At 66.9% G+C, this 24,684-nt stretch carries 23 protein-coding genes and 1 pseudogene; 12 read left to right on the top strand and 12 right to left on the bottom strand.

Annotation, left to right across the window (positions count from 1 at the left end):
* Positions 1-12 precede the first annotated feature (12 nt).
* Both ON33_RS06415 and ON33_RS06410 read left to right on the top strand, forming a co-directional pair.
* On the top strand, positions 13-996 hold the full coding sequence (locus ON33_RS06415) for an alpha-ketoacid dehydrogenase subunit beta (protein ID WP_218001376.1): 984 nt from the start codon (positions 13-15) through the stop codon (positions 994-996).
* A 15-nt stretch (positions 997-1,011) separates the two neighbouring features.
* Positions 1,012-2,274: a dihydrolipoamide acetyltransferase family protein gene (locus tag ON33_RS06410; protein WP_174391491.1), complete on the top strand. Its 1,263-nt coding sequence runs from the start codon at positions 1,012-1,014 to the stop codon at positions 2,272-2,274.
* 183 nt (positions 2,275-2,457) lie between these two features.
* Here ON33_RS06410 and ON33_RS06405 read toward each other — a convergent pair whose 3' ends face one another.
* Entirely contained in the window at positions 2,458-3,777 is a 1,320-nt protein-coding gene (locus tag ON33_RS06405; protein WP_051151706.1) for a YhgE/Pip domain-containing protein, read from the bottom strand.
* Between the two features lie 205 nt (positions 3,778-3,982).
* On the opposite strand from ON33_RS06405, the gene ON33_RS06400 reads away from it, so the two are divergent.
* The gene (locus ON33_RS06400; protein WP_040856337.1) at positions 3,983-4,894 is read left to right on the top strand and encodes an oxygenase MpaB family protein; all 912 of its coding nucleotides are present in this window, start codon (positions 3,983-3,985) and stop codon (positions 4,892-4,894) included.
* Positions 4,895-4,958: 64 nt separating this feature from the next.
* Here ON33_RS06400 and ON33_RS06395 read toward each other — a convergent pair whose 3' ends face one another.
* Positions 4,959-5,516: a GyrI-like domain-containing protein gene (locus tag ON33_RS06395; protein ID WP_040856334.1), complete on the bottom strand. Its 558-nt coding sequence runs from the start codon at positions 5,514-5,516 to the stop codon at positions 4,959-4,961.
* Between the two features lie 154 nt (positions 5,517-5,670).
* Here ON33_RS06395 and ON33_RS06390 point away from each other — a divergent pair, with 154 nt between their 5' ends.
* The 3 genes from ON33_RS06390 to ON33_RS06380 all read left to right on the top strand — a co-directional run bounded on the left by ON33_RS06390 (position 5,671) and on the right by ON33_RS06380 (position 9,879).
* Entirely contained in the window at positions 5,671-7,323 is a 1,653-nt protein-coding gene (locus tag ON33_RS06390; RefSeq protein WP_245550322.1) for a CocE/NonD family hydrolase, read from the top strand.
* A gap of 4 nt (positions 7,324-7,327) precedes the next feature.
* Complete coding sequence (locus ON33_RS06385) at positions 7,328-8,881, top strand: M20/M25/M40 family metallo-hydrolase (protein ID WP_085996682.1); 1,554 nt, start codon at positions 7,328-7,330, stop codon at positions 8,879-8,881.
* A 158-nt stretch (positions 8,882-9,039) separates the two neighbouring features.
* Entirely contained in the window at positions 9,040-9,879 is an 840-nt protein-coding gene (locus ON33_RS06380; RefSeq protein WP_040856331.1) for an alpha/beta hydrolase, read from the top strand.
* A gap of 87 nt (positions 9,880-9,966) precedes the next feature.
* Here the strand turns inward: ON33_RS06380 and ON33_RS06375 are convergent.
* A pseudogene (locus ON33_RS06375) lies at positions 9,967-10,446 on the bottom strand (SDR family NAD(P)-dependent oxidoreductase); the annotation flags it as partial.
* A 114-nt stretch (positions 10,447-10,560) separates the two neighbouring features.
* On the opposite strand from ON33_RS06375, the gene ON33_RS06370 reads away from it, so the two are divergent.
* The 4 genes from ON33_RS06370 to ON33_RS06355 all read left to right on the top strand — a co-directional run bounded on the left by ON33_RS06370 (position 10,561) and on the right by ON33_RS06355 (position 14,421).
* Positions 10,561-11,154: a TetR/AcrR family transcriptional regulator gene (locus tag ON33_RS06370; RefSeq protein WP_040856326.1), complete on the top strand. Its 594-nt coding sequence runs from the start codon at positions 10,561-10,563 to the stop codon at positions 11,152-11,154.
* Positions 11,155-11,380: 226 nt separating this feature from the next.
* A complete protein-coding gene (locus ON33_RS06365) occupies positions 11,381-12,637 on the top strand; it encodes a glycosyltransferase family 4 protein (RefSeq protein WP_040856436.1) in 1,257 nt (418 codons plus the stop codon).
* Positions 12,638-12,677: 40 nt separating this feature from the next.
* Positions 12,678-13,409, top strand: a complete 732-nt coding sequence (locus ON33_RS06360; RefSeq protein WP_040856325.1) for a class I SAM-dependent methyltransferase — start codon at positions 12,678-12,680, stop codon at positions 13,407-13,409.
* A complete protein-coding gene (locus tag ON33_RS06355; RefSeq protein ID WP_040856323.1) occupies positions 13,396-14,421 on the top strand; it encodes a prenyltransferase/squalene oxidase repeat-containing protein in 1,026 nt (341 codons plus the stop codon). The genes ON33_RS06360 and ON33_RS06355 overlap by 14 nt, the downstream gene beginning before the upstream one ends.
* 47 nt (positions 14,422-14,468) lie before the next feature.
* Here the strand turns inward: ON33_RS06355 and ON33_RS06350 are convergent, their stop codons facing one another.
* Genes ON33_RS06350 through ON33_RS06340 form a run of 3 tightly spaced genes read right to left on the bottom strand, consistent with a single transcriptional unit; the run spans position 14,469 to position 16,967 of the window.
* On the bottom strand, positions 14,469-15,077 hold the full coding sequence (locus tag ON33_RS06350; protein WP_051151715.1) for a class I SAM-dependent methyltransferase: 609 nt from the start codon (positions 15,075-15,077) through the stop codon (positions 14,469-14,471).
* A gap of 59 nt (positions 15,078-15,136) precedes the next feature.
* Positions 15,137-16,222: an S-(hydroxymethyl)mycothiol dehydrogenase gene (locus ON33_RS06345; RefSeq protein WP_040856319.1), complete on the bottom strand. Its 1,086-nt coding sequence runs from the start codon at positions 16,220-16,222 to the stop codon at positions 15,137-15,139.
* Position 16,223: 1 nt separating this feature from the next.
* Positions 16,224-16,967: a glucose 1-dehydrogenase gene (locus ON33_RS06340; RefSeq protein WP_040856318.1), complete on the bottom strand. Its 744-nt coding sequence runs from the start codon at positions 16,965-16,967 to the stop codon at positions 16,224-16,226.
* Positions 16,968-17,084: 117 nt separating this feature from the next.
* Between ON33_RS06340 and ON33_RS06335 the strand changes: the two genes are divergently transcribed.
* Both ON33_RS06335 and ON33_RS06330 read left to right on the top strand, forming a co-directional pair.
* Positions 17,085-18,215: an NAD(P)H-dependent amine dehydrogenase family protein gene (locus ON33_RS06335; RefSeq protein WP_051151705.1), complete on the top strand. Its 1,131-nt coding sequence runs from the start codon at positions 17,085-17,087 to the stop codon at positions 18,213-18,215.
* A 23-nt stretch (positions 18,216-18,238) separates the two neighbouring features.
* The gene (locus ON33_RS06330) at positions 18,239-18,742 is read left to right on the top strand and encodes a TetR family transcriptional regulator (RefSeq protein WP_040856317.1); all 504 of its coding nucleotides are present in this window, start codon (positions 18,239-18,241) and stop codon (positions 18,740-18,742) included.
* Positions 18,743-18,819: 77 nt separating this feature from the next.
* On the opposite strand, the gene ON33_RS06325 is transcribed toward ON33_RS06330, so the two are convergent.
* The 6 genes from ON33_RS06325 to ON33_RS06300 form a co-directional block, all read right to left on the bottom strand.
* Positions 18,820-19,395 (bottom strand): TetR/AcrR family transcriptional regulator, encoded by a 576-nt coding sequence (locus ON33_RS06325; RefSeq protein WP_040856316.1) that lies wholly within the window; start codon positions 19,393-19,395, stop codon positions 18,820-18,822.
* Between the two features lie 49 nt (positions 19,396-19,444).
* Positions 19,445-20,341 (bottom strand): SDR family oxidoreductase, encoded by an 897-nt coding sequence (locus ON33_RS06320; RefSeq protein ID WP_051151704.1) that lies wholly within the window; start codon positions 20,339-20,341, stop codon positions 19,445-19,447.
* A 150-nt stretch (positions 20,342-20,491) separates the two neighbouring features.
* Positions 20,492-21,007: a TetR family transcriptional regulator gene (locus ON33_RS06315; protein ID WP_245550321.1), complete on the bottom strand. Its 516-nt coding sequence runs from the start codon at positions 21,005-21,007 to the stop codon at positions 20,492-20,494.
* Positions 21,008-21,201: 194 nt separating this feature from the next.
* Positions 21,202-22,824 (bottom strand): acyl-CoA synthetase, encoded by a 1,623-nt coding sequence (locus ON33_RS06310; protein WP_040856314.1) that lies wholly within the window; start codon positions 22,822-22,824, stop codon positions 21,202-21,204.
* 26 nt (positions 22,825-22,850) lie between these two features.
* On the bottom strand, positions 22,851-24,110 hold the full coding sequence (locus tag ON33_RS06305) for a hypothetical protein (protein WP_040856428.1): 1,260 nt from the start codon (positions 24,108-24,110) through the stop codon (positions 22,851-22,853).
* A complete protein-coding gene (locus tag ON33_RS06300; protein WP_040856311.1) occupies positions 24,107-24,658 on the bottom strand; it encodes a nuclear transport factor 2 family protein in 552 nt (183 codons plus the stop codon). Before ON33_RS06300 ends, ON33_RS06305 begins: the two co-directional genes overlap by 4 nt.
* Positions 24,659-24,684 lie beyond the last annotated feature (26 nt).

Below are 24,684 nucleotides of genomic sequence, written 5' to 3'. Positions count from 1 at the left end.
ACCGTGGCTGTCATGACCTACCGTGAAGCGCTGCGCGAGACCCTCCGCGAGGAGATGCGGCGCGACGACGACGTCTTCCTGATCGGCGAGGAGATCGGCGTCTTCGAAGGCTCCTACAAGATCACCGCCGGCCTGCTGACCGAATTCGGCGAGAAGCGGGTGCGCGACACCCCGATCGCCGAAGAGGGTTTCGTCGGCGCGGCCATCGGCGCCGCCATGCTGGGCCTGCGCCCGGTCGTCGAGATCATGACGATCAACTTCTCGCTGCTGGCGCTGGATCAGATCGTCAATCACGCCGCCAAGATCTACGGCATGTTCGGCGGACAGACGTCGGTGCCGATGGTCATCCGCACCCCCGGTGGCGGCGGCCAGCAGCTCGGCGCGACGCACTCGCAGAACATCGAGCTGTACTACGCGTTCGTGCCCGGCCTGAAGGTCGTCGCGCCCAGCACCCCCGCCGACGCGAAGGCACTGCTGAAGGCCGCCATCGCGGACGACGATCCGGTGCTGTTCCTGGAGAACCTGTCGCTCTACAACACCAAGGGCGAAGTGCCGGAGGATCTTCCGGCCGCCGAGATCGGCAAGGCCGCGGTCACCCGCGAGGGCACCGACATCACGCTCATCGGCTACTCGCGCATGGCCACCGTGTGCACTCAGGTCGCCGAAAAGCTTGCCGCCGAGGGCATCTCGGCAGAGGTCGTCGATCTGCGCAGCCTGCGTCCGCTGGACCGCGACACCATTGTCGCCTCGGTCAAGAAGACCGGCTGCGCCGTCATCGGCGAGGACGACTGGCTGACCTACGGCATCGGCGCGGAGGTCGCGGCCACCATCTCCGACGGCGCGTTCGACTATCTGGACGCCCCCGTCCGCCGCGTCGCCATGGCCGAGGTGCCGCTGCCCTACGCCAAGCCGCTCGAGAAGCTGGCGCTCCCGTCGCCGGAATCCCTCTACCAGGCCGCCCTCGAAACCCTTGCCGCCGTGGGCAAGCGCCGCTGAGAACCGGAAGGAATCATGTCTGAGGTAACCATGCCCCGGCTCTCCGACACCATGGAGGAGGGCGTCGTCTCGGCCTGGCTCAAGCAGGTCGGCGACCAGGTCAAGGCCGGCGAGATCCTCGCCGAGATCGAGACCGACAAGGCGCTCATGGAGCTCGAGGCGTACGAGGACGGCGTGCTCGAGCAGATCATCGCCGCGCCGGGCACCACCGTCGCGATCGGCGAGCCGATCGCCCTGCTGGGCGACGGCAGTGGCGCGTCAACCGCGGCTCCGGCCGCTGCTCCCGCTCCGCAGCCCACCCCGGCCCCTATAACCATTGGCGCGCAGGCCGATTCGGCTTCTGTGGCCGGAAATGCCAGCGCTCCCGCAGTTTCCGCCGGCCTCGGTGAGCGCAAGAAGTCATCTCCGCTGGCCCGCAAGGTCGCCAAGGAGATCGGCGTCGACATCAACGCGGTGACCGGCACCGGCCCCGGCGGCCGCGTCACCAAGCAGGATGTCGAGAACGCCGGCAGCGCAGTCGTTCCGGCAGCCCCGGCCGCCGCCGCTCCGGCTCCGGCCGCCGCGGCCGCTGTCGCTCCGGCGACCGGCGACTACGACGAGATCCCGCTGACCACCATCCAGCGCGTCTCCGCCCAGCGCCTCACCGAGTCCAAGCAGCAGGCCCCGCACATCTATCTCACCAGTGCGATCGATGTGACCGAGCTGCTCGCCTTCCGCGCGCAGGTCAACCAGACCCTGGCGGAGACCGGCTCCGGCAAGGTCAGCGTGAACGACCTGCTGGTGAAGGCGGTCGCCACCGCCCTGCGCCTGGATCCGGCGGTGAACGTCTCCTTCGCGGGCGACAAGCTGTTGCGGCACAGGGCGATCAATATCGGCATCGCCGTGGCCACCGACGCGGGCCTGTTCGTCCCGGTCATCCACGACGCCGACCGCAAGAGCGTGTCCGCCATCGCCGCCGAGGGCCGCGAGAAGGCCGCCCGGGCCCGCGACCGGAAGCTGAAGGGCGAGGACATGTCCGGCGGCACCTTCACCATCTCCAACCTGGGCATGTTCGGCATCGAGCAGTTCACCGCGGTCATCAACCCGCCGGAGTCCGCGATCCTCGCGGTCGGCGCGGCCCAGGACGAGCTGAAGCTGGACGGCGAGAAGGTGGTGGCGCGCAAGATCCTTCGCGTCACCCTGTCGGCCGATCACCGTTCCATCGACGGCGCCGTCGCGGCCCGCTTCCTGCAGCAACTGAAGGAGCTCATCGAGCATCCGCTCCGCATCGTGACCTAGTCACGCCCTGATCGCCGTCCGATTTTCGATCCAGGATCGGACGTCGCCCGCCACCCGGTGCGCGGTTACCCATGCCGTACCGCGCGACCGGAAGCCGAACTCACCCGGCTGGCGGGGTAGTGAACGCCGGATGGCGTGGACCGGGTTTACCCGTCCGGTCCCGCCATCCGGCTCTTCACGTTCCTACGCCGGAACGGGCGATGGTGTGGCGGGTGCGCGGTGCAGTTCCTTGCGGTCGTAGTAACCCGTCACCACCAAGCCCACCAGGAGACCGATCACCAGACCCAGCAGGGTCATCCAGAACGCGTGACTCAGCCCCGCCGAGCCGTCACCGTTGAAGTAGAGAATCGCGCGCACCCCGAGATACACCTGATGCATCGGCTCGAAATCCGCAAGCCACGCAACGGGTTTCGGGATCGCCTCGACCGGGACGGTGCCGCCGGAGGACGGCAGGCCCAGTACGATGAACAGCACCAGGTTCACCAGCATGCCCAGGGTCCCCAGCGCGGACACGATCGACAGTGCGGTGACACCGACCGCGATGATGGCGAACGTGCTGTAGAGGAACAGCAGTGGCGGACGGTCGATGGGCATGCCCAGCCAGTGCCCGATCCCCATGAAGATGGCCGCTACCACGGGTGCGACGCCGGTGATGAGGCCCCATTTGAGGAACAGCGTCCGCAGCCGGGAGATCGGTACCGGCGGATAGTGGACATACCAGGGACCGAATTCGGTGGGCGCGAAACCCAGTGCGGAATCGACCATTCCATTGATCACCATCGCGCCGGTGAACCCGGCCAGCAGGATCATCACCGTGTAGAAGAAGGCGGTCAGACCACCACCCGTACCGGCGGGCAGCGGATGGAACGGCGTGATGGTCACATCGATCGGCGCGGCCAGCATGAGTTTGCTGAGCCCCGACAGCTGTGGCGGGGGTGCACCACCGCCGCCCTGAAGCTGGGTGTTCACGGTCGTGGTGAGGCGTTGGCCGACAGTCTCGTTGGCCTGTTTCAAGGCCGTCCCGGCGACGTTCTGCACGATCGTGGTGCTGAAGGTTCCGGCGCGCGGATTGGTGTACACCGTGATCTGCGGTTGCGTGACGTCCCCGGGCAGCACGCCGGCGGCGGCGAAAATGCCCAGCCGCTTGGTGAAGTCGCTCGGGATGACGATCGCCCCGTACACCTTCCCCGAGTTCAGCTGCTGCTGAGCCTCGTTGATGCCGAGCACCCGCAGGTCGAATTTGTCGGCCGGAATCTGCTGCACCAGAGCGTCGCCGATCTGCTTGCCCACATTGGTGGGCTGCCCGCCGATTACATCCCCGGCGTCCTGATCGACCAGGGCGATCGGGAATCCGTGCAGATGCTTCGCCGGATCGACCACATACGCCAGATACATCGTTGCCAGCAACGCCATGAGCAGCGAGACCACCACTGCCGGAGCCAGCCACACCCGCACCCGCTGGCGCGGGGTACGCGCCGGAACCGTCTGTTCTGCCTCCGCCATTGTGCACCCAGCTCTTTCGGTTCAGGGGTTGGTGCCGGTAACCCTTCGACAGCGCGGTCGTCTCGCATCATGATCCACGCATTCGGCGGATTCCGTCGCCAACCTGACTGTTGCCACGCTCGCGACATGATGAGAAGATTTATTGGTAACTCTCTCATCCTGTCGGAGTGTGTCGCTTCGGCGGGAGTGATCAAAGGAGATCACCATGACCGCCGCTGTCGCGCTGGACCAGGAGACCAAGGGTGGCCGGCCCGAACGCCGGCCGTTCGAACCCGGCAGCCGGATGTGGGAGGACGTCGGGCTGCTCACGTTCTCTCTCACCGCCGGGTCCGCGTTCCTGCTGCAGACCATGGAACCGACCATCGCCGCGGTGGTCGACGAGCACTCGAGCTTCCGCACCGATCCCATGGGCCGGGCCACGCGCAGTATCGCCTCGGTCATGATGTGGATCTACGGCGGCGACGAGGCGCTCGCCGAGGCCGATCGGCTGCGGCGCATGCACGCGACCCTGAATTCCACCGACGCCCAGGGCGTCAAACACCAGGCGCTCGCGTCCGCGCCCTGGGCGTGGGTGCTGCACACCGGCGTGTTCGCCTTCACCGAGGGCAGCAAGTACTTCTCCCGCGAGAAGCTCACCGACGCCGACAAGGAGTCCTACTACCAGGAAACCGTGCAGCTCATGCGCAATTTCTCGGTGGCCCCCAAGGAGATTCCCGCGACCTACGCGGAGTGGGAGCCGTGGTTCTGGAATCAGGTCGAGAGCCACCTCGTCGCAACGAATGTCGCCTATGACTATCTGAAGGTGATCCGGAAGATCAACCCGCCCAAGCAGATTCCCGCTCCCCTGCACCCGGTCTGGCGCGCGGTGACCAACCCGGTCGGCCGTCTCCAGTACTTCGTCACCGTCGGCACCACCCCCGAGCTGATCCGCGACCGGCTCGGCCTGGAGTGGACCGCGAAAGACGAACGCATCTTGCGTCTTCTGGGCCGCGTCATCGGCCGCACCGTCCCCCTGCTGCCCGAGCGCGTCCGCTACTTCCCCATCGCCTACGAGGCCCGCCGCCTCGAACGCGACCGCGCCCGCCTGCGCAAGATGATCAACCTGCGTCCGGTGTGACCACCGGAATCCGGGAGCTCTCGGCGTGGGAATCAGGCGAAACTCCACGGTGAGAGCTCCCTCGTCACGTCAGCGGGCGGACGGGGTGGCGGAGCAGGGTGCGCATGGCGGCGTCCTCGGTGCGGCGGGGATCGGAGAGGTAGATCTCGTGGTGGCGGCCGTTCATGGCGAGGCCGTGGTCGGCCATGAAAGTCTGCATGCGAGCGAGGGTCTCGGGCTCGGCCGAGTACGGGCCGCGGTGCATGACCTGGATCGCGTCGCCCTCGGTCAGCTGGCCGAAGCCGGCTCCGGAGACCATGTCCGGGGTCACCGGGTCGGGCATGCGGATCATCATGGTCCAGTGCCATTCGTCACGCGGCACCTCCAGGGCTGGGCGATCCGACTCGACCCACCACAGGCCCTCCAGCTTGGGAACCACGAAGTCGTTGCCGTCCGCCTTGGCGATCTTCTTGGCGCCGTAGGCGGCTCGGTACAGGGTCGAGACGGCCTCGGTGTAGGCGTCGCCGAGGGGTGCGCCGACGCCACTGACCATGGCGTAATTGCAGGTGGGGAAGGTACGGAGGACGGGGTCGGCCGGGGCGTCGTAGTAATGCTTGTCGGTCTTGGCCAGGTTCAGTTTCATGGCGGCTCCTTTCTCGGGGTCGATTCGAGGATGCGGTCTCCCGTGGCGGGAGGGTCGAACCCGGCGCGGTGTGGCGAGCGGTAAGCGGACCGCGCACCCCGGTTCCTGGGGCTGGATCACGGCCGCCGCAACCGCCAAGGTCACTATGGTGAGCATGCGGATGGTGTTGTGGCGCGCGTTGATCGGCGTGCTGCTGCTGGTGGTGGGGGTTGTGGCGGTGCCGGGGCGCGCGGGGGCCGACCCGCGGTATCAGTGGCACGAGGAGTTCATCACCGCGCCGGACGGGACGCGACTGCACGCGGATGTGCTGCGGCCCGCCGGGATCGCCGACGACGTGCGCACACCGGTGATCATGACCGTCAGCCCCTACCGGGCGCATCTCATGCGATTGAGCGAACCGCGGATCAAGGGCGGGCCGTCCACCGAGGATCTGCCGGTGTCGATGTTCCTGCGGGCCGGATACACCTACGTGATCGTCGATCTGCGCGGATTCGGCGGCTCCAACGGCTGCCCCGATTTCGGCGGGCCGGGCGAGCGGTCGGATGTGAAGACCGCGGTGGAATGGGCTGCGGGACAGTCGTGGTCGACCGGCCGGGTCGGGTTGGCCGGCATCTCCTACGAGGGCTGGACCGGGCTCATGGGTCTGTCCGAGCAGCCCGCGGGGCTGGCGGCGGTGGCCTCCTTCGAACCGGTCGTGGACCCCAACGCCTACCTGTACATGCAGGGCATCGCCTGGAAGTTCTCGCTCAAACCGATCAGTGAGAACGGCTTCCGGCCCGGCGATCTCGCGGGCTTCGAACATCTGCTGATCGCGTCCACACCCGGGTATCCGACCGATTCGGCGGAGTACAGGGCGAACGCGTCGAGCATCGATCCGGCCTGCTATCAGCACTACCTCGCCGAAACCACCAACCACGACGCCACCTCCGCGTTCTGGCGGGACCGGGATCTGGTGGAGAAGTTGCGCGGCAACACCATTCCCCTGTTCCTCGGGCAGGGCTTCGTGGACTACAACACCCGGCCCGACCGGGTCTTCCAGCTGTGGAACGAACTCGGGCCGGGCGAGCACAAGGCCTGGTTCGGGCAGTGGGGTCACCGCGACTGCACCGAGAAATGCGGTGCGCCCGGCTTCGCCGACGAACTGCTGGCGTTCTTCGATCGGCAGGTGGCGGGCAAGGACGTGACGGTGCCCGGGCCCCGGATCACCGTCGGCCAGTTCGACGGCCGGTGGCGGTCGGAGACCGCGTGGCCGCCCGCCGACAGCCGCGCCCTCGACATCGATCTGCGCACCGGACGCTACAACGATCGCGGGCTGCTGCCGGGCGCGGACCGCGAGATCTGGACCGTCAGCCAGCCGCTCGACCGGGACCAGCACCTGTCCGGCGCGCCGACCGCAACCCTCAGCCTGGACGGGCCCGCCACGGCGGCGGTGACCGTCGAGGTCTACGACATCGACCCGGGCAATCGGGCGACCGTCATCACCCGGGGCATCGCACCGGTCGCTCCGACCGTGGAGGTCCGGCTGCTCGCCCAGGACTGGCCCATTGCCGCCGGTCACCGGATCGGCGTCCGGGTCACCGATGTGGTCGACGACGTCTGGGCGCACCCGCCGGCCTTCGCACCGGTCACCGTCGCCGCCGCCCGGATCCATCTGCCCCTGCTCACCACGATCCGCACCCCGGACCTGGCCGGCGACACCAGCGAGGCCATTCCGAAGTGGCGGAACGAGAAGACCGTCTCACTCGCCCCCGATGTGGTGAACAATGCGACTGTGACCGTGAACTTCCCACCCAGGACCGGCGGCTAGGCCCATGACCAGCACCGCGCCGACCGACGCCACCACCGTCGACGATGCCACCGCCGAGCGGCTGGCCGCGGCGCTACGCTGCCGAACCGTCTCCTACGAGGACCGCGACCGCGTCGACCCGACCGAGTTCGACCGGCTCATCGCCCACCTCGAGGCCTGCTTCCCCCTGGTCCACACCCACCTCACCTGGGAAGCCTTCGGCCACAGTCGCCTCTACCGCTGGGCAGGCCGAGACGGGGCAGTCGCCGCGTCCGAGCTGCCAACCCCGAAAGCGGCGGTCTCCGAAGGCCGTACGAGCCTGTCCCCGGGCTCTCCCCGCAGGGAATCGGCGCCGGACACCTCGGAGCGCGAGCCGGGTGCCAACGGTTCGAGCGTTACTACCGGGCCGCTCGGCGCCGCGTCCCGTTCAGCAGACCGGAGCGACGGGGCCGGCGCCGAGGCGGTGGCGGCGATTCTGCTGGCGCATCTGGATGTGGTGCCGGTGGACGATGTGGCGGGGTGGACGCATCCGCCGTTCGACGGGGTGGTGGATGACGAATTCATCTGGGGGCGTGGGGCTATTGACGACAAGAGCCGGGTGCTCGCGATTCTGGAGGCCGTCGAGCAGGCGCTGAACGCGGGGGTGCGGCCCAGGGAGACCGTGTATCTCGCGTTCGGGCACGACGAGGAGATCTTCGGGGCCGAGGGCGCGGGGCGGATGGCGCGGCGGTTGCGTGACGCCGGTGTACGGGCCCGTTTGCTGGTCGACGAGGGTGGCGTGATCACCACCGGGGTGGCCGACGGGATCGACGTGCCGGTGGCCACGATCATGGTGGGCGAGAAGGGATTCGCGACCGTGCGGCTCTCGGTGACCGATGTGGGCGGGCACTCGTCCATGCCGGGGCGGCAGACCGCGGTCGGGCGGCTGGCGCGGGCGGTGGCGCGGATTCAGGATCACCCGTTCCCACTGCGGCTGACGCCGGTCGCGGTCGACATGCTCACGCGGGTGCGGGAATTCATGTCCGAGCCGCGCCGGACCCTGCTCGGGCTGGTGAAGATCGCCGGGGCCGTCGCGGCGCGGGTACTGGCGGCCCGGCCGCAGACCGAGGCACTGGTGCGGACCACCACCGCGCCGACCATGATCAGCGGCGGGGTGAAACCCAATGTGCTGCCGCAGCGGGCCGAGGCGTTCGTGAACTTCCGCATCCTGCCGGGTGATTCGGTGGCCGATGTGCTGACCCACTGCCGGAAGGTGGTGCGCGACAAGGGCGTGACCATCGAACTCGACGGCGTCACCTCCGAGCCGTCACCCGATCCGTGCGCGGGCCCGGACTTCGATCTCGTCGCCGCCGTCGCGCGTGAGGTGGCGCCGGGCATCGCCGTCACGGTCGGCGTGGTGCCGGGCGCCACCGACTCCCGCTACTACGACGATCTGGCCGTCACCCGCTGCAATTTCGCGCCGCTCATCCTGACCGCCGCGGATCTGGAGCGCATCCACGGCACGGACGAACGGATCTCCCGCGCCGACTACGCCAGGCTGATCCGGTTCAATCGCCTGCTCCTCGACAGGCTGGTCTGACCACAATTGCCGATCTCACCGCGCGGATCCGCCCGTCCGGCCCCGCCGCGCGCCGAATGCGCGAGAATGGCACCGCCGGTAGGGCGACATTTCAGGCGCACCCCGCACGGGGCGCACCCGCCGGCAGCGTGACGACCTCGAACCGAAGGGAGCGGCGGATGACCCGCACTGAGACCGGTGAATTCCAGGGAGCGGGGGGCCGCGTGTTCTGGCAGTCGTGGCTGCCCGACGGCGAACCCCGTGCCGTCGCCGTGATCGTGCACGGGTACGCCGAGCACTCGGGCCGGTACGCGCATGTCGCGCAGCGGCTCACCGAGTCCGGGTTCGCGGTCTACGCGCTCGATCACACCGGGCACGGTAAGTCGGAGGGGTCGCGGGCGAATATCGGCTCGCTGGACACCGCGGCCGACAATGCGCGCACCATGCTCGCCACCGCCACCGGACGCTATCCGGGACTGCCGAGCTTCCTCATCGGCCACAGCATGGGCGGCCTCACCACCGCCTATCTGGCCACCCGCGATCAGCCGGAGGTGACCGGCATCGTGCTCTCGGGCCCGGCCATCGAGATCGAGGCGGGCAATGCGGTACAGCGCGTGGCCGCGCCGCTGGTGTCGAAGTATCTGCCGAATCTGCCGGTGGTGAAGCTGGATTCGAAGCTGGTCAGCCGCGACCCGGACGTGGTGCGGGCCTACGACGAGGATCCACTGGTGCACCACGGCGGGGTCCCGGCTCGCACCGCGGGTGAGATGCTGCGCGCGGGCGAGTTCGTCAAGAACCACCTGGACCGGCTGACCGCCCCGCTGCTGGTGCAGCACGGCACCTCCGACGCGCTCGCCTCGCCGATCGGCAGCGACCTGCTGGAACGGAACGCGGCGTCGAAGGACAAGACGGTCATCCGCTACGACGGGCTGTACCACGAGATCTACAACGAGCCCGAGCAGGACAAGGTGCTCACCGACCTGGTGAACTGGCTCGAAGCGCACCTGTCGCAGAACTGAGCCGCCGGACGCGATGCCTCACCGCCTCGGAATCCACTGCGCCACAGTGGATTCCGAGGCAGTCGAATCGGCCCGCGCGACGCGCGCTCAGTGGCCGCCGATCAGGTCGCTCAGTTCCGACACCGACCATGGCGGCTGCTGGGAATGGTCGCGGTAGGCCGGCGTTCCGACCGCCGGACGAGCGAAACTGCCGATGAATCCACCGGCGGCTATGAAGATCTCACCCGACACCGCGCGAGCGGCGTCCGATGCCAGGTAGACATAAAGTGCGGCAACGTATTCCGGCGGAGGCGCGTCCAGCGACGCCCGCATGGTCATCTCATCGAGCAGGCCTCGGTGATGCAACTCGCGAATATGGGCCTCATAGTCAGGGCCCGGGGAGAGCCGAGTCTTCGCGCCTGGGCAGATCACGTTGACACGAACGCCGCAGTCCTTCAGTTCGGCCGCCATCGCCAGGGTCAGGCTGACCACCGCGCCCTTGCCGGCAGGGTAGCCGGTTCCGCCGTAGTCGCCGAGATGGGCAAAGGATCCCGTATTCATGATCGAGCCGCTGCCGTTCGCCGCCATCCATCAGCCCACCGCACTCGAGTCATCGGCGAGATCAGGGAAACAGATCCGGACAACGAAGCATCCGCACAGCCCATTTGCCCTGGTCAAGAGACGTCAGTAGGATTCAGACACATGTCCGAACCAGCATCGACCGGTATCGAAGCCACTCGGCGGCGCCTCACCGGAAAGCAGGCCGACACCGTCGACCGTCTCACCGCGGCCGCGGTCGAAGTGTTGTCGCGGGAAGGCTACGCCGGCACGACCATCAGACTCGTCGCAGCCGCCGCTGGCGTCGGCACCGCCACCGCGTACACCTACTTCTCATCGAAGGAACATCTCATCTCAGAGGTGTTCTGGCGACGCCTGATGTCGACCCCGCCATTGGAGCTCGGCGATGCCGACCCCGCGACCCGCGTGGTCGCGATCCTGAGGCAGGTCTCACTCCTGGTGGCCGACGAACCCGCTCTGGCCATCGCCGTGAGCAACGCGCTCCTCGGCGACGATCCCGATGTCCGGCATCTTCGGGTGCGCATCGGCACGGAGATTCGCAACCGGCTCGCCGCCGCGCTCGAATCCAGGGACCCGGAACGTCTTTCGATGCTCGAGTTGCTCTACGCCGGCGCCCTGCTGCAGGCAGGCATGGGCTTGCTGTCGTACCAGCAGGTCGCCGATCTGCTCGAGGTTTCCGCGCGGCGCATACTGGCCGATCCCGACAAGCGGAGCTGATCCACGCCCTGCTCGATATGACGCGATACTGATCCTTCTCTTCGATGGCCGCCGACCGTGCACCGGTCGGCGGCCATCGCCGTTCTCCCAGCCGGTCTTGTCGTGCGTAAGGAACCATAGTACTGTCCAGACACTTGTCTATCATATGTCCGGACAGCAATCTCGAGAGGGATCTTCGATGACTCTGGCAAGACCGCAGCGAACTCCCGGGAGCGAGAACGGGCATCTGCGTATTGCCCTACTGTCCTATCGCTCCAAGACTCACTGCGGAGGACAAGGTGTTTACATCCGATACCTGAGTCAGGGGCTGGCGGAACTCGGCCATCAGGTGGAGGTCCTGTCCGGTCAGCCCTATCCGGAGAACCTCGATCCGCGAGTGCGGCTCACCGAGGTCCCCAGCCTGGACCTCTACCGTGACCACAATCCTTTTCGCACGCCCCACCCGCGCGAGCTCCGCGACCGCATCGACCTGCTCGAACTCGCCACCATGTGGACCGCCGGATTTCCCGAGCCGCGAACGTTCAGTCTGCGTGCCGCACGGCTGTTGCGCTCGCGCGCCACCGATTTCGATGTTGTGCACGATAATCAGTGCCTCGGTTACGGACTGCTCGATATCGCCGGGCGCCTTCCGGTGGTGGCGACCATTCATCACCCCATCACCCGCGACCGCGAAGTGGACCTGGCAGCCGCGCCGTGGCGGCGCAAGCCCTTCGTACGGCGCTGGTACGGGTTCCTCGGAATGCAGAAGCAGGTCGCACGCCAGATCCCGGATCTGATCACGGTGTCCTCCTCGTCGGCGACCGATATCGCCCAAGACTTCGGGGTGTCGCCGCAGCAGTTGAACACCGTCCCGCTGGGCGTGGACACCGAGTTGTTCCGGCCGCGCGACACGCCCCGGAGGCGCAACCTCATCGTCGCGGTCGCCAGCGCGGACAAGCCACTCAAAGGCATCGGGCACCTACTCGAAGCCGTTGCCCGACTGCGTCATTCGCACGATGTCGAGCTGCGTCTGGTGGCCAGGCTGGAACCCAACGGCCCGACCGAGAAAGCCATCGCCGAGCTGGGCTTGGCCGACATCGTCACCGCCGTCAGCGGGCTGAGCGACCAGCAACTCGCGGAGTTGCTCGCCTCAGCGCAGATCGCCTGCATTCCCTCCCTGTACGAGGGATTCTCGCTGCCGGCCGTCGAGGCCATGGCCAGCGGCACGCCCCTGGTCGCGAGCAGAGCGGGCGCGCTGCCCGAGGTGACCGGCACGTGCGCAGAGCTGGTCGAGCCCGGCGATGCGGCGGCGCTGACCGAGTCCCTGGACCGACTGTTGCGCGATCCCGATCGTCTGCGGCACATGGGGAACGCGGGGCGCCGGCGGGCACTGGACGTCTTCAGCTGGCCGGCGGTCGGCGCGCAGACGGTCGCGGTCTACGAGCAGGCGATCGAGCGACATCGCCGCCGCGCGCCGCTCGAGACGGATCCCGCGACCCGCTGATTCATCCTTCGACAAGCAGCATCAGCAGAAAGGAGATCCCATGCTGACCGTGGATTTCGATTATCTGGGCGTAGGCCCGGGAGTACGTGTGATCGATGTCGGCTGCGGCGCGGGACGCCATTCGTTCGAGGCGTATCGACGCGGCGCCGACATCGTGGCATTCGATCAGAACGCCGATGACCTCGCCGACGTCGACCTCATGTTCGAGGCCATGGCCGTGGGCGAGGAAGCACCCGCCTTCGCGAAGGCCGAAACCGTTTGCGGCGATGCGCTCGACCTCCCCTACGGTGACGGCGAATTCGACGTGGTCATCGCCTCGGAGATCCTCGAGCACATTCCGCAGGACCGACTGGCCATCGCTGAACTCGCGCGTGTCCTCAAACCCGGTGGCGTACTGGCTGTCACAGTTCCGCGCTGGCTGCCCGAACGCATCTGCTGGGCGCTGTCGGACGAGTATCACGCGAACGAAGGCGGCCATGTTCGCATCTACCGCGCCGACGAGCTGTGCGGCAGGATCGTCGCTACCGGGATGCGCTACCTCCATCAGGAGTTCGCGCACGCGCTGCACTCACCGTATTGGTGGCTCAAGTGCGCGGTCGGAGTCACGAACGACTCCCATGCGGCAGTACGGGCCTACCACCGCATGCTGGTGTGGGACATGATGTCCGCGCCGGCGCTCACCCGCACCGCGGAGCGGCTTCTCGACCCTTTCATCGGCAAATCGGTTGCCCTCTACTTCGTCAAATCGGGGGTGCCACGTGGCGGTCACTGACCTACCGTCGGTTTCCGGTGTCCTTTCCAGCCGTGACATCCTGCGCAGTGCCGAATCCATTGCCGCCACACAGGAACCCGACGGGGCACTGCCCTGGTTCACCGGCGGACACACCGATCCCTGGGATCACATCGAATCGGCCATGGCGCTCACCGTCGCCGGACTCTGGGACCAAGCGCGCGCAGCCTACATCTGGTCGGCCAAGAACCAGCGCGACGACGGATCGTGGCCCATGCAGTACCGCCTGGGCGTCATCGAGAATCACGACGCCGACACCAACTTCTGCGCTTATCTCGCCACGGGCCTGCTGCATTTCCTGACCGTCACCGGCGATCGCGAGTTCACGGCCGACATCTGGCCCACCGTGCGGGCCGCGATCGACTTCGTGCTGAGCCTGCAGCTGGGCGAGCACGGGGAGATCCATTGGTCGGCAAACGAATCCGGCAGTTCCGGAGAGGCCCTGCTGACCGGCTGCTCGAGCATTTTCCACAGCCTCGGCTGCGCCGTGGCCCTGGCGGAACGCCTGGACGACCCGCGCCCGGACTGGGTGGCGGCCCGTTGGCGGCTCGGTCACGCGCTGCGCGAGCACCCAGAAGTCTTCCTGGACAAGGCCCGGTATTCGATGGACTGGTACTACCCGATCCTCGGCGGCGCGGTGCGCGGCGCGCGGGCCCGTGACCGGATCCGGTGCCACTGGGACGAGTTCGTAGTGCCCGGTCTGGGTATTCGATGTGTCTCCGATGCGCCCTGGGTCACCGGCGCCGAGACCTGCGAACTGGTGCTGGCGCTGGAGGCGGACGGCGACAGCGCGACTGCCGCGAAGCTGTTCGCCGAGGTCCAGCATCTGCGCGAAACAGACGGATCGTATTGGACCGGACTCGTGTTCACCGATGGCAAACGCTGGCCCGAGGAGCGGACCACATGGACCACCGCCGCCGTCGTGCTGGCGGCGGACGCGATCTCACGAACCACGCCCGCCAATGGCATCTTTCGCGACGCTGCGCTCCGCTGACTTCGTCGACGCACGCGAAATGACCTGAATCGAAACAGGTTCGGGGGTCAGGTCGTTCCAGCTGTGGCGTGCCGTCCATCGACGACGGCACGCTGCAGGACCCGGAGTGAGCCCGTCACCGAAAGCTCCACGAACTCCCCGGAATCCAGAGCGCGACGATAGATGTGGTACGGGGCTCGACCACCGTCGGCCGGATTCGGGAACACATCGTGGATGGCCAGCAGGCCCCCGATCTCCACCCATCGGGCCCAGCCGTCGTAATCGCGTTGCGCCGCATGCTCGCTGTGGCCGCCGTCGATGAACAGCATGCGAAGCGGTGCTCGCCAGACGAGAGCGGCGGCCACCGAAGACCCGACGATTCCGATGACAGTGTCGGTCAGTCCGGCGCGCACCATGCTGCGGCGGAACGCGGCGACAGTATCGAAGACACCGGTCTCCGCGTCCACCAACGTGGCGTCGTGGTATTCCCAGCCGGGCTGATGCTCTTCCGAACCGCGGTGATGGTCGACGGTGAAGACGGTTGCCCCGGTCTCGACCGCAGCGGCGCCGAGGTAGATCGCCGACTTGCCGCAGTAGGTGCCGATTTCGAGGATGGTTCCGTCGCCCGCGTGGGCTCGGGCCGCCTCGTAGAGCGCGCGGCCTTCCTCGGCCGGCATGAAACCCGGCACTTGCTCGGCCAGTGCCAGCAGCTCGCCGGTACGCGCGGCGACGCTGGTCACAGCACGACCACCGATCGCAACACCGTTCCCGACTTCATGGTCTGGAAGGACTTCTCGATGTCATCGAGCGCGATCCGCTCCGAGACGAAACGGTCCAGCGGCAATCGGCCCTGCCGATAGAGCTCGATCAAGGTCGGGAAATCCCGCTCGGGCAGGCAGTCGCCGTACCACGAGGATTTCAGAGCGCCACCGTGCGAGAAGAAGTCGATCAACGGCAGGTCCACCCGCATATCGGGAGTCGGCACGCCGACCAGCACCACTGTTCCCGCGAGGTCCCGAGCGTAGAACGCTTGCAGCCAGGTTTCGGGTCGTCCGACCGCGTCGATGACGACGTCGGCGCCGAAACCACCCGTGTACTGCTGAATCCGGGCGACCGAGTCCTCGAGCGAGGCATCGACGGTATGCGTGGCCCCGAACTCGACGGCCGCCGGAAGTTTGGCGGCGTCACGATCGACGGCGATGATCGTGGTCGCGCCCGCCAGCCGGGCGCCGGCGACAGCGGCGGCGCCGACGCCACCACAGCCGATGACCGCCACGCTGTCCCCGCGTTCGACGTGCCCGGTATGCAGCGCCGCTCCCAGTCCCGCCATGACGCCACAACCGAGCAAGCCGGCTACCGCCGGGTCGATCGTGGAATCGACGATGGTGCACTGGCCTTCGTGGACCAGGGTCTTCTCGGCGAACGCCCCGATGCCGAGCGCCGGCGTCAGCACAGTGCCATCGCCGAGGGTCATCTTCCGATCGGCGTTGCAGGTATCGAAGCAGTACCAGGGCCGCCCGCGCCGGCACGCACGGCACCGCCCGCACACCGCCCGCCAGTTCAGCACGACGACGTCGCCGACCTCTACATGGCTCACGGACTCACCGATCCGATCGACCACCCCGGCGGCCTCGTGCCCGAGCAGAAACGGGAACTCATCATTGATGGCGCCCTCGCGGTAGGTGAGGTCGGTGTGGCAGACCCCGCACGCCAGCACCCGCACCACGACGTCATGCGGCCCCGGGTCCGGAATGGTGATCTCCACGGTCTCGACGGGCAGGCCCGCCGACCGGGCGATGACGCCGCGCACGATCTCGCTCATGTCAGCGCCCCGTCTTATGCGGAACGGCTGCCACCAGTCCGCCGTCCACGACGAACTCCGAACCGGTGGCGTAGGCGGATTCGTCACTGGCCAGGAAGAGGACGAACGTGGCGACCTCTGCGGGCTGGGCGGGCCTCCCCAACGGGATGGTGACCAGATCGTCGGGAATGTTCTCGGTCATCGGCGTCCGGATCAGTCCGGGGTGCAGGGAATTGACACGAATGTTGTGGGGCGCCAGCTCGAGGGCCGCCGACTTCGCCAATCCACGCACGGCCCACTTCGAGGCCACATACCCGTGCGCCCACGGCGCACCACGCAGCCCTTCGATCGAGGAGACATTGATGATCGACCCGCCGCCGGCTGCGGTCATCGGTTCGACGACCGCACGCATCCCCAGGAAGGTCCCGGTCAGATTGACATCGATGATGTGACGCCACTTGCCGAGATCGAATTTCCCCAGCGGGCCGCCGTTGACGATGCCGGCGTTGTTCACCAGGACATCGAGCTTGCCGAACGCCTCCACGGCCTCGTTCACCGCCGCCTCCCAGTGCGCCGGTTCGATGACATCGAGATGCACGTAACGCGCTGCCGGACCGAGTGATTCGGCGAGCGCCTTGCCCTCGTCATCGAGTATGTCGCCGATCACGACCTTGGCGCCTTCGGCGACCAGTATTTCCGCGTGCGCGGCGCCCATCCCCCGGGCTCCGCCACTGATGAGTGCAACCTTGCTGTCTACACGTCCCATGGCGGCCACGCTAACATGCCGACTGGAAGCCAATCCAGACTACTGTCCGGATATATGACCGGAATATGGTATGCCCGTCGAGAGCGGGACCGATTCCGCAGTTCACAAGGAGAACCCATGCCCATCCGCGTCGCCCATATCGGCACCGGGAACGTCGGCCGGTTGGCGCTGACCGGCCTCATCGAGAGTCCCCGTTACGAGCTGACCGGCGTGTGCGTGTCGACGCCGAGCAAGGCCGGTCGCGACGCGGGCGAACTGGCCGGACTGGATGTCACCACCGGCATCGCCGCGGTCGGCGACCTCGACGCGCTACTGGCGACCCGCCCCGACTGCGTCGTGTATTGCACGATGGGCGACACCCGCCTGCTGGAGGCGATCGAGGACTGCCGGCGCATTCTCGCCGCCGGTGTCAACGTGGTCGGTTCGGCTCCAGGGCTGCTGCAGTATCCGTGGCAAGTACTGCCCCCGAAGTACATCGATCCCGTGGAAGAGGCTGCGCAGGCAGGCAATTCGAGCATCTTCATCACCGGCGTCGACCCCGGATTCGCGAACGACCTGCTGCCCTTGGCACTGACCGGGACCTGCCAGACCGTCGAACAGGTCCGGTGCATGGAGATCGCCGACTACGCAACCTATGACGGCGCGACGGTCATGTTCGATGTCATGGGTTTCGGCAAGCCGCTCAGCGAGATTCCCATGCTGCTGCAGCCCGGCGTGCTGAGCATCGCCTGGGGACCTGCCATCCGCCAGCTCGCCACCGGACTCGGGATCACGGTGGATTCGATCACCGAACACTACGAACGGATACCCGCCACCGAGGCTTTCGATATCGCCGCAGGCCACGTGCCCCGGGGTGGCGTGGCAGCCCTGCGATTCGAACTGCATGGAATCGTCGGCGGACATCGGGCCATCGTCATCGAGCACGTCACTCGCCTGCGCGACGATCTGTGCCCCGAGTGGCCGCGCCCCGCACAGGAGGGGGGCTCGTACCGCATCGAGATCACCGGTGAACCGTCTTATGTCGTGGATGTCTGCCCGACCAGCAGAAAGGGCGACCACAACCATGCCGCGATCGTCGCCGCCGCGGGCCGCATCGTGAACGCGATTCCAGCCGTCACCGCCGCGACGCCAGGGATCCGCACAACCCTGGACCTACCCTTGGCCACGGCACCCGGGAGCTTCGCGCTCCCGGGTGCGGATGTAGTGGCCATCCGAGATCGGCTTGTCCCGTCCAATGAACCGGACTAGCATACGGACACATGTCCGATCTAATGTCCGCCGAGGGGTCGCCGCCCAATCCCCGGGCGGATCGACCTGAGACGCTCGAACGGCTGCTCGATGCGGCCCGGACGATCGGCGCCCGCGAAGGATTCGAGAGACTGACCATTCAGGCCGTCGCCGCCGAGGCGGGTGTCAGCATGACCGACGCGCACGCGTACTTCGGGTCGAATGCACAAGTCGTCTCGGAAGTGCTGTGGCGCCAGCTCATTTCGCCCTCGGGCACGCCCGCCGCCTCCGGCGACACGGCATCCAGGGACAGGAACGAAATGCGCGCCGACGCACTCGACCTGCTGCGACTGCGCGCCCGGACAGCCGGCAAGGTGCAGCGCAGGATACGGGCCGCACTGGGTCGCCGGCACGACATCGCGATCGCCGAGCGCCTGGAGGCGATCTACACCGCGGCCCTGTTCGACGCCGGGGTCGGATACGCCGGCCTCTCCCAACAACTTCGGTCGCCGGAGAATTTGGTGCAACGCATACTCGATCGACGATGACGCTCTGACATCACCACGACTACACGTACGACGAGATTCCCTTCATCGCGTACCGAACGTGGTCCGGCCGGAGGTCGTCATGCCAGGATGCGCCGAGTGCAGCGCGCCATGCGGTCGGCGACCTCCGCATAGGACAGGTGCCCCATCCCCGCCTGCAGCATGGCTCCGTAGTACAGCAACTCCAGATGTTCGAGGTCCTCACCGTTTCCCGGACCCAACGCGGCGCTCAGCCGCGAGTGCAGCTCGGCGCCGATCAGCACACGCAGATGTGCGACATCAGGGTCACTGCCGAGCAGAGCCTGGCCGATCGCCGACGCCAGTGCCGGCTCATCGGCCAACAGCATGGCGGTCCGTCTCAGCACGGCGGCAGCGCGAGCCGGCGCCTCGGCGTCATCAGGCATCTCCGATGTCGCCGCAGCCAGCCGCCGCCAGTACACCTCGGCGATCAGATGCTCCTTCGAGGAGAAGTAGGTGTACGCGGTCGCCGTGCCCACCCCGGCCTCGGCGGCGATGAGCCGAATCGTCGTGCCCGCGTAGCCCTCTCGGGCCAGCACGGTGATCACCGCCGCGGTCAGCCGTTCGACGGTCTCGACCTGCTTCTTGGACAAGTGACGGCGCGTGGATTCGACGTCGGCCGACATGGAGGTAGACATTTGACCAGATAGTAGCACCGACAGCTGTCCAGACAAATCTGGCCACTCTTCAGCGACGTTCACCGTCGGCACCGGCCGGCTCGCGCGCCGGCCAGGTAGAGGCCGGCGGGGTCTCACGCACGCGCTGGTCATAGGCACGACGCGCAATCCCATCGACATCCTCGAGAAAGACATGATCGATACCCAGGCGTCGCATCATGAACTCGCCGACCGGTCGCGGCGTCAGTTTGTTCGATGCCGCGAGCCAACCCGCCCGCCGTGTCACCGCGACGCGCCGCCGTGGCCGCTCCACCAGACCCGCCACCGCACGGGCGACATCCTCGGGCTCGGCCAGCAGCCCGAACGGGGCACGTGTGCCGGCGAGCATCTCGGTCCGTGTGAAGGTGGGCAACACGACCGAGAAGCTCACTCCGCTGCCGCGATACTCCCTGCGCATCGCTTCGGTGAAACCGAGCACGGCCTGCTTGCTCGCGCAATAGGTGGCCATTCCGGGCGTCGGGTTCTCGGCCGCGAGCGACGAGATGTTCACGATATGGCCGTGCTCGCGCGAAAGCATCCGGGGCAGTGCGTGTTTCGTACCGACCATGACCCCGTAAAGGTTGGTCTCGAGAATGCGACGGGTTATCGCATCAGGTTCCTCGGTGAACCGCCCGAGCGGCATGACGCCGGCATTGTTGACCAGGACATCGACAGCGCCGACCGCCTTCTCGGCATCGCCGAGGAAGCGCTCGAAGGAACCGGGATCGGTCACGTCCAGCAGGCAGGCGCCCGCCAAACCCAGTGCGGTGGCGGTATTCCGCGCGGCCTCGATGTCGATGTCGCCGATGACCACCTTCGCGCCCCGCGATGCCAGTTCGCGGGCAATGGCTCCCCCGATCCCGCGAGCGCCTCCTGTGACGGCGATACCCCGCCCGGCCACCGGCGACCTCCCGATTCCCGGAACCATCTGCCGCACTGACCGCCGAGTTCTCATCGAACCTCCCTCGTGAACCGCGAATCGATTGTTCTGTACTTATGTCCAGAATAATATCTAGACTCATGTCCGATACAGTGCTCATTGCACGGATGGTCCGCGCCGGTCCCCCGCTGCCGCTACTCACTTCGGCGGCTCGACATCGGAGAGCAGTCGAAATGTGCAGGCCTCGAGCAGATCCGCGACCTGCGTATACGACAGGCGCCGGATTCCGGCCTGCAACATGGCTCCCGTGAACAGAAGTTCGAGCACAGCGAGGTAGCGGGGGTCCGCACCGCCCAGCGCTTCCACAAGCCGCCGGCGGATCTCGGCCGCGATGTGGACACGAAGATGCCGAACGTCCGGGTCGTCCCCCAGCAAGGCGCTGCTCACCGCGATGGCCAGCGCAGGCTCGTCGGCGACCGGCTTCGAGATCTGACGCAGGGTCAGCACCACGCGATCGACGGGACCGAGCTCACCGAATCGCGGGCTCGGAGCCACCACCAGGCGACGCCAGAAGACCTCGGAGAACACGTGCTCCTTGGAGGAGAAATAGACATACGCGGTAGCGGTTCCCACTCCGGCCGCCGCGGCGATCCTCCGGATCGTCGTGGATCCGTATCCGCTGGACAACAAGACGTCGACAGCGGATATCGTCATACGTTCGACAGCGTCCGCCTGATTCTCGGTCAGGTGACGCCTGGTGGATTCGGCACGATCAGGCCATTGTCCGGACATACACCCAAGGGCTGGTGAGAGCAGCGGCGCCGACCACATTCCGGGCCCCGCGCTGCCTGGTCGCCGTCTCGGCGAGGCTGACGCACCGAGACGGCGAACAACTGGTTTGGATTACATCACCGATGTGCGGGCATCTCGGCACGGAACGCCGGCTCGTGACCGTCGGCGAACTCCTTCGCCCACCGATAGTCGGGCTTGCCACTCGGGGAACGGGTTATCGAATCCGCGATCCACACCGTTCGCGGAACCTTGTACCCGGCAAGATGGGATCGCACATGCCTCGTGAGCGCCGGGAAATCGAGTTCCGCTCCCGTGGCCACCGATATCACCGCGGCGACCTGCTGCCCCCACCGTTCATGGGGTAGGCCGATCACCACCGCGTCGAAAACTGTGGTGTGAGCTTTCAATACGCTCTCGACCTCTTCGACGAACACCTTCTCGCCGCCGATATTGATCACCATGTTCCCGCGCCCGATCAGCGTGATCGAGCCGTCGCTCTCGACGCGTGCACGATCGTCGGTGACCACCATGCGCGCGCCGTCGACGGACTTGAACAATCGCCGGGACTTCTCCGGATCCTTGTAATACCCCAGCGGCACGGCGCCCGTCTTGGCCAGCCATCCTTCGTCACCCGGTTCGACCGGGCAGCCGTTCTCATCGACGACCACGGCACCGCGGCCGGTCTGCACGCGGGGTCCCCGGCCAGGGTCGTCGTCCTTGGTCGCGAATCCGATTCCGCCGAAACCGGTTTCGGAGGATCCGATGGAATCGGAGACGACGGCATTCGGGAACTGTTCGAGGAGTTGGTTTTTCACCGGCTGCGAGAGCAGGGCCGCGCCGGAGGCAATGGCGACGAGCGAGGTGGCGTCCGCGGGCTTCGCGCGGTATGCGTCGAGTAGCGGACGGGCCATCGCATCACCGGTGATCACCATGACGGCCGGCCGGATCCGCTCGACGGTTCGCCAGATCGCGGTCGCATCGAACCGGGACTCGTAGGCGACCGTGTTGCCACTCCACAACGCGTTGAATGTCGGCATCATGGCGGCGGCGTGGATCAACGGCGGCAGGACGAGCCACACGCTCGGGTCGTTCCCGGCACCGACGCGGGATTGCTGGTATTCCTCGGCTACCGGCTCCCCGGTGTAGAAGTCGATACCGCCGCCGAGCACCCGCCACATGTCCTCCTGCCGCCACATGACGCCCTTCGGAAGGCCGGTGGTGCCGCCGGTGTACATCATGAACAGATCGTCGGCACTGCGTTCGGCCTCCGGCCTGGTCGTCTGCTCGGACAGTATCGATTCGTACGGCGCCGCATCCGTGTCGTACCGATCGCTGCCCAGATCGTCGTCGACGGCGATGGCATGACGTACATGTGGTGCTTGCGCGAGTGCCTGCGCTACGGCGGCCGCGTAACTCCGGTGGAAGATCAGTGTATGGACGTCGGCGTTGTCGTAGAGGTAGCGCAATTCCTCGGCGCTGTAGCGATAGTTGATATTGATCGGTACTGCCCGAACCTTGTAGCACGCGATCAGCGTTTCCATGGTTTCGATGCTGTTGTGCATCTGAAATCCGACGTGGGTGCCGGGGCCTACGCCGATCGAGATCAGGTGGTGGGCAAGACGGTTCGCGCGGGTGTCGAGCTCACGGTAGGTGAGGCTTCGATCGTGCTGGATCAGCGCGGTGCGCTCTGGCATCGCGTCGACCGCGTGCTCGAACAGGTCAGCGAAATTACACGCCATGGGCAGTTCAATCCTTCAGGAGGCGGTCAGATCACGGTGAGCGGCAGTGGGATACCGCGATCGGTGAAGCGAAAGTCGGCTCCGGTGCTGAATCGGGTAATGGCCACCTCGCCGGCTTCGGCGAACGGCTTCTCGGCCAGCAGGAACCCGACCGCCAATTCCTCTTCCGTGTCGGAGATGACATACACCGCGTAGCGCGGGTTGACCCCACGGGCGATGGCCTCGACGGGAGCCAGGTTCATCCCGTCGATCAGCGCCGGCCAGACCCGATCGGCGACGGCGCCGCTGCGTTTCGGAATGCGCAATCGCACCCCGATATCCTCGCGGTCGACCCGTACACCGGTGTAGGGCAACGGATTCCATGCTGGATGCAGTCGCAGGACCTGCGCCAGCGCTTCATCGTCAGCGCCGAGCCCGAGTGCGTCACGCAGCCGCTCGGCGGTCAGCCCGGCGATGCCCGCGAACTGTTTGCGCCCGATCTGCGCGGAGAGGTCCGAATCCGCGCGCACACCGACCGCGATGAGGAATCCGAGCGTGAGCAGATGGTGCTGCAGACACACCTCGTCGGCCATACGGATCAGCGCCGAACGCGAGAAATCGGCGAAGCGCAGATCGCTGAGCAGCGGACCGGCATAGTCCGGACGACCCGGATCACTCGGATCGATCGGATCGAGAATCGTTCGGGCCGCCCACGACTCGGCGACGGTCTCGTAGTTCGGCGGAATCGGGGGTGGTACATGCGCGGAATCGATGGTGACGGTCCACGCGCAGACCGGGTGGCGGTCCGACGGCACCCGGGGCGGGCGATGAATCGGCCGCACCTGGGCGTGCGGGTTGGTCGCCAGAGCGGTGGCATCGAAGGTCGGATCCTCGATGTCATGGCACATGGCGCGGACGTAGTCCTCCCCCATCGGCTCCACATCGGCCAGGGCGCCGCAGTGGTCGAGCCAGAATTCGCCGTGCCGGTCGTCCTCGACACGGTAACGGAAGTCCATGAACTGGGGTGGGGCGCCGATATCGAGCTGCAGTCCCTTGAAGATCGTCTCGACGGTGTCACCGGTGAAGTTCAGCGCCCGCTGCATACGGCGGGTGTAGACGGGGCTGGCGACCTGCCACTCCTCGATCGCGATCTGCGCCATTCCGTCCCGCCCGAACGCGGCGATGCTGTGCGCCATCCCGGAGCGATCGATGAGGTGCCCGCTCAACAACAGCTCCGGCACCAGCACGGCAAGCTGTTCGCGGGTGAGATCGGCGAAACCGCTGCGACAGTCGCCTCCGGAGTTCACCACAGCGGCACCGGCGCTTCGCCGATCTTGTACCAGCCGGGCAGCGCTTCGCCGGAGGTCGCGCGCGCGATCCGCTGGTTCATTCCCGGCGACAACGCATTGGCCGTCATCATCTCCAGGAACAACGCGCTGACATTGCCGAAGTCGAAGAAGTCACGCTGCCACGACCACTGGTAGTTCCCGCCGTAGCGGAACCAACTGCCGCCGATGCCTGCGGGCGAGTACGGGGTGCCGTCGGCGCGGGAGGTGTCGGCGACCTGCTTCCACAGCCCGATCAGGTTGCCGCTGCGCTCGTCGATCACCCAGTCCTGATAGGGGTAGGTCCAGCCCTCGAGACCATCCATCTCCAAACCGATGGCGATATCCCGGATCTCGTCGCGGCCGACGGCCATGAATTCCTGAGTCGGTCCGTAGTTCCAGCCGTACGTGGCGTCCGGGGTGTAGAACTCCGCGAGCGGCCGCCAATCGCCGGCGGCCTCGCAGTCCTTGTTGGCCTGCAGCCAGCGGCGCACCATCTCGTCGAGCTCGGCGCGATCGAAATCAGCCATGGTGGTTGTCCTCTCGTGAATACACA

The organism is Nocardia niigatensis NBRC 100131 (assembly GCF_000308655.1).
GTDB classification, from domain to species: Bacteria; Actinomycetota; Actinomycetes; order Mycobacteriales; family Mycobacteriaceae; genus Nocardia; species Nocardia niigatensis.
The sequence above is the reverse complement of the archived record's forward strand: the minus strand, read 5'-3'. Positions and strand labels throughout refer to the sequence as shown.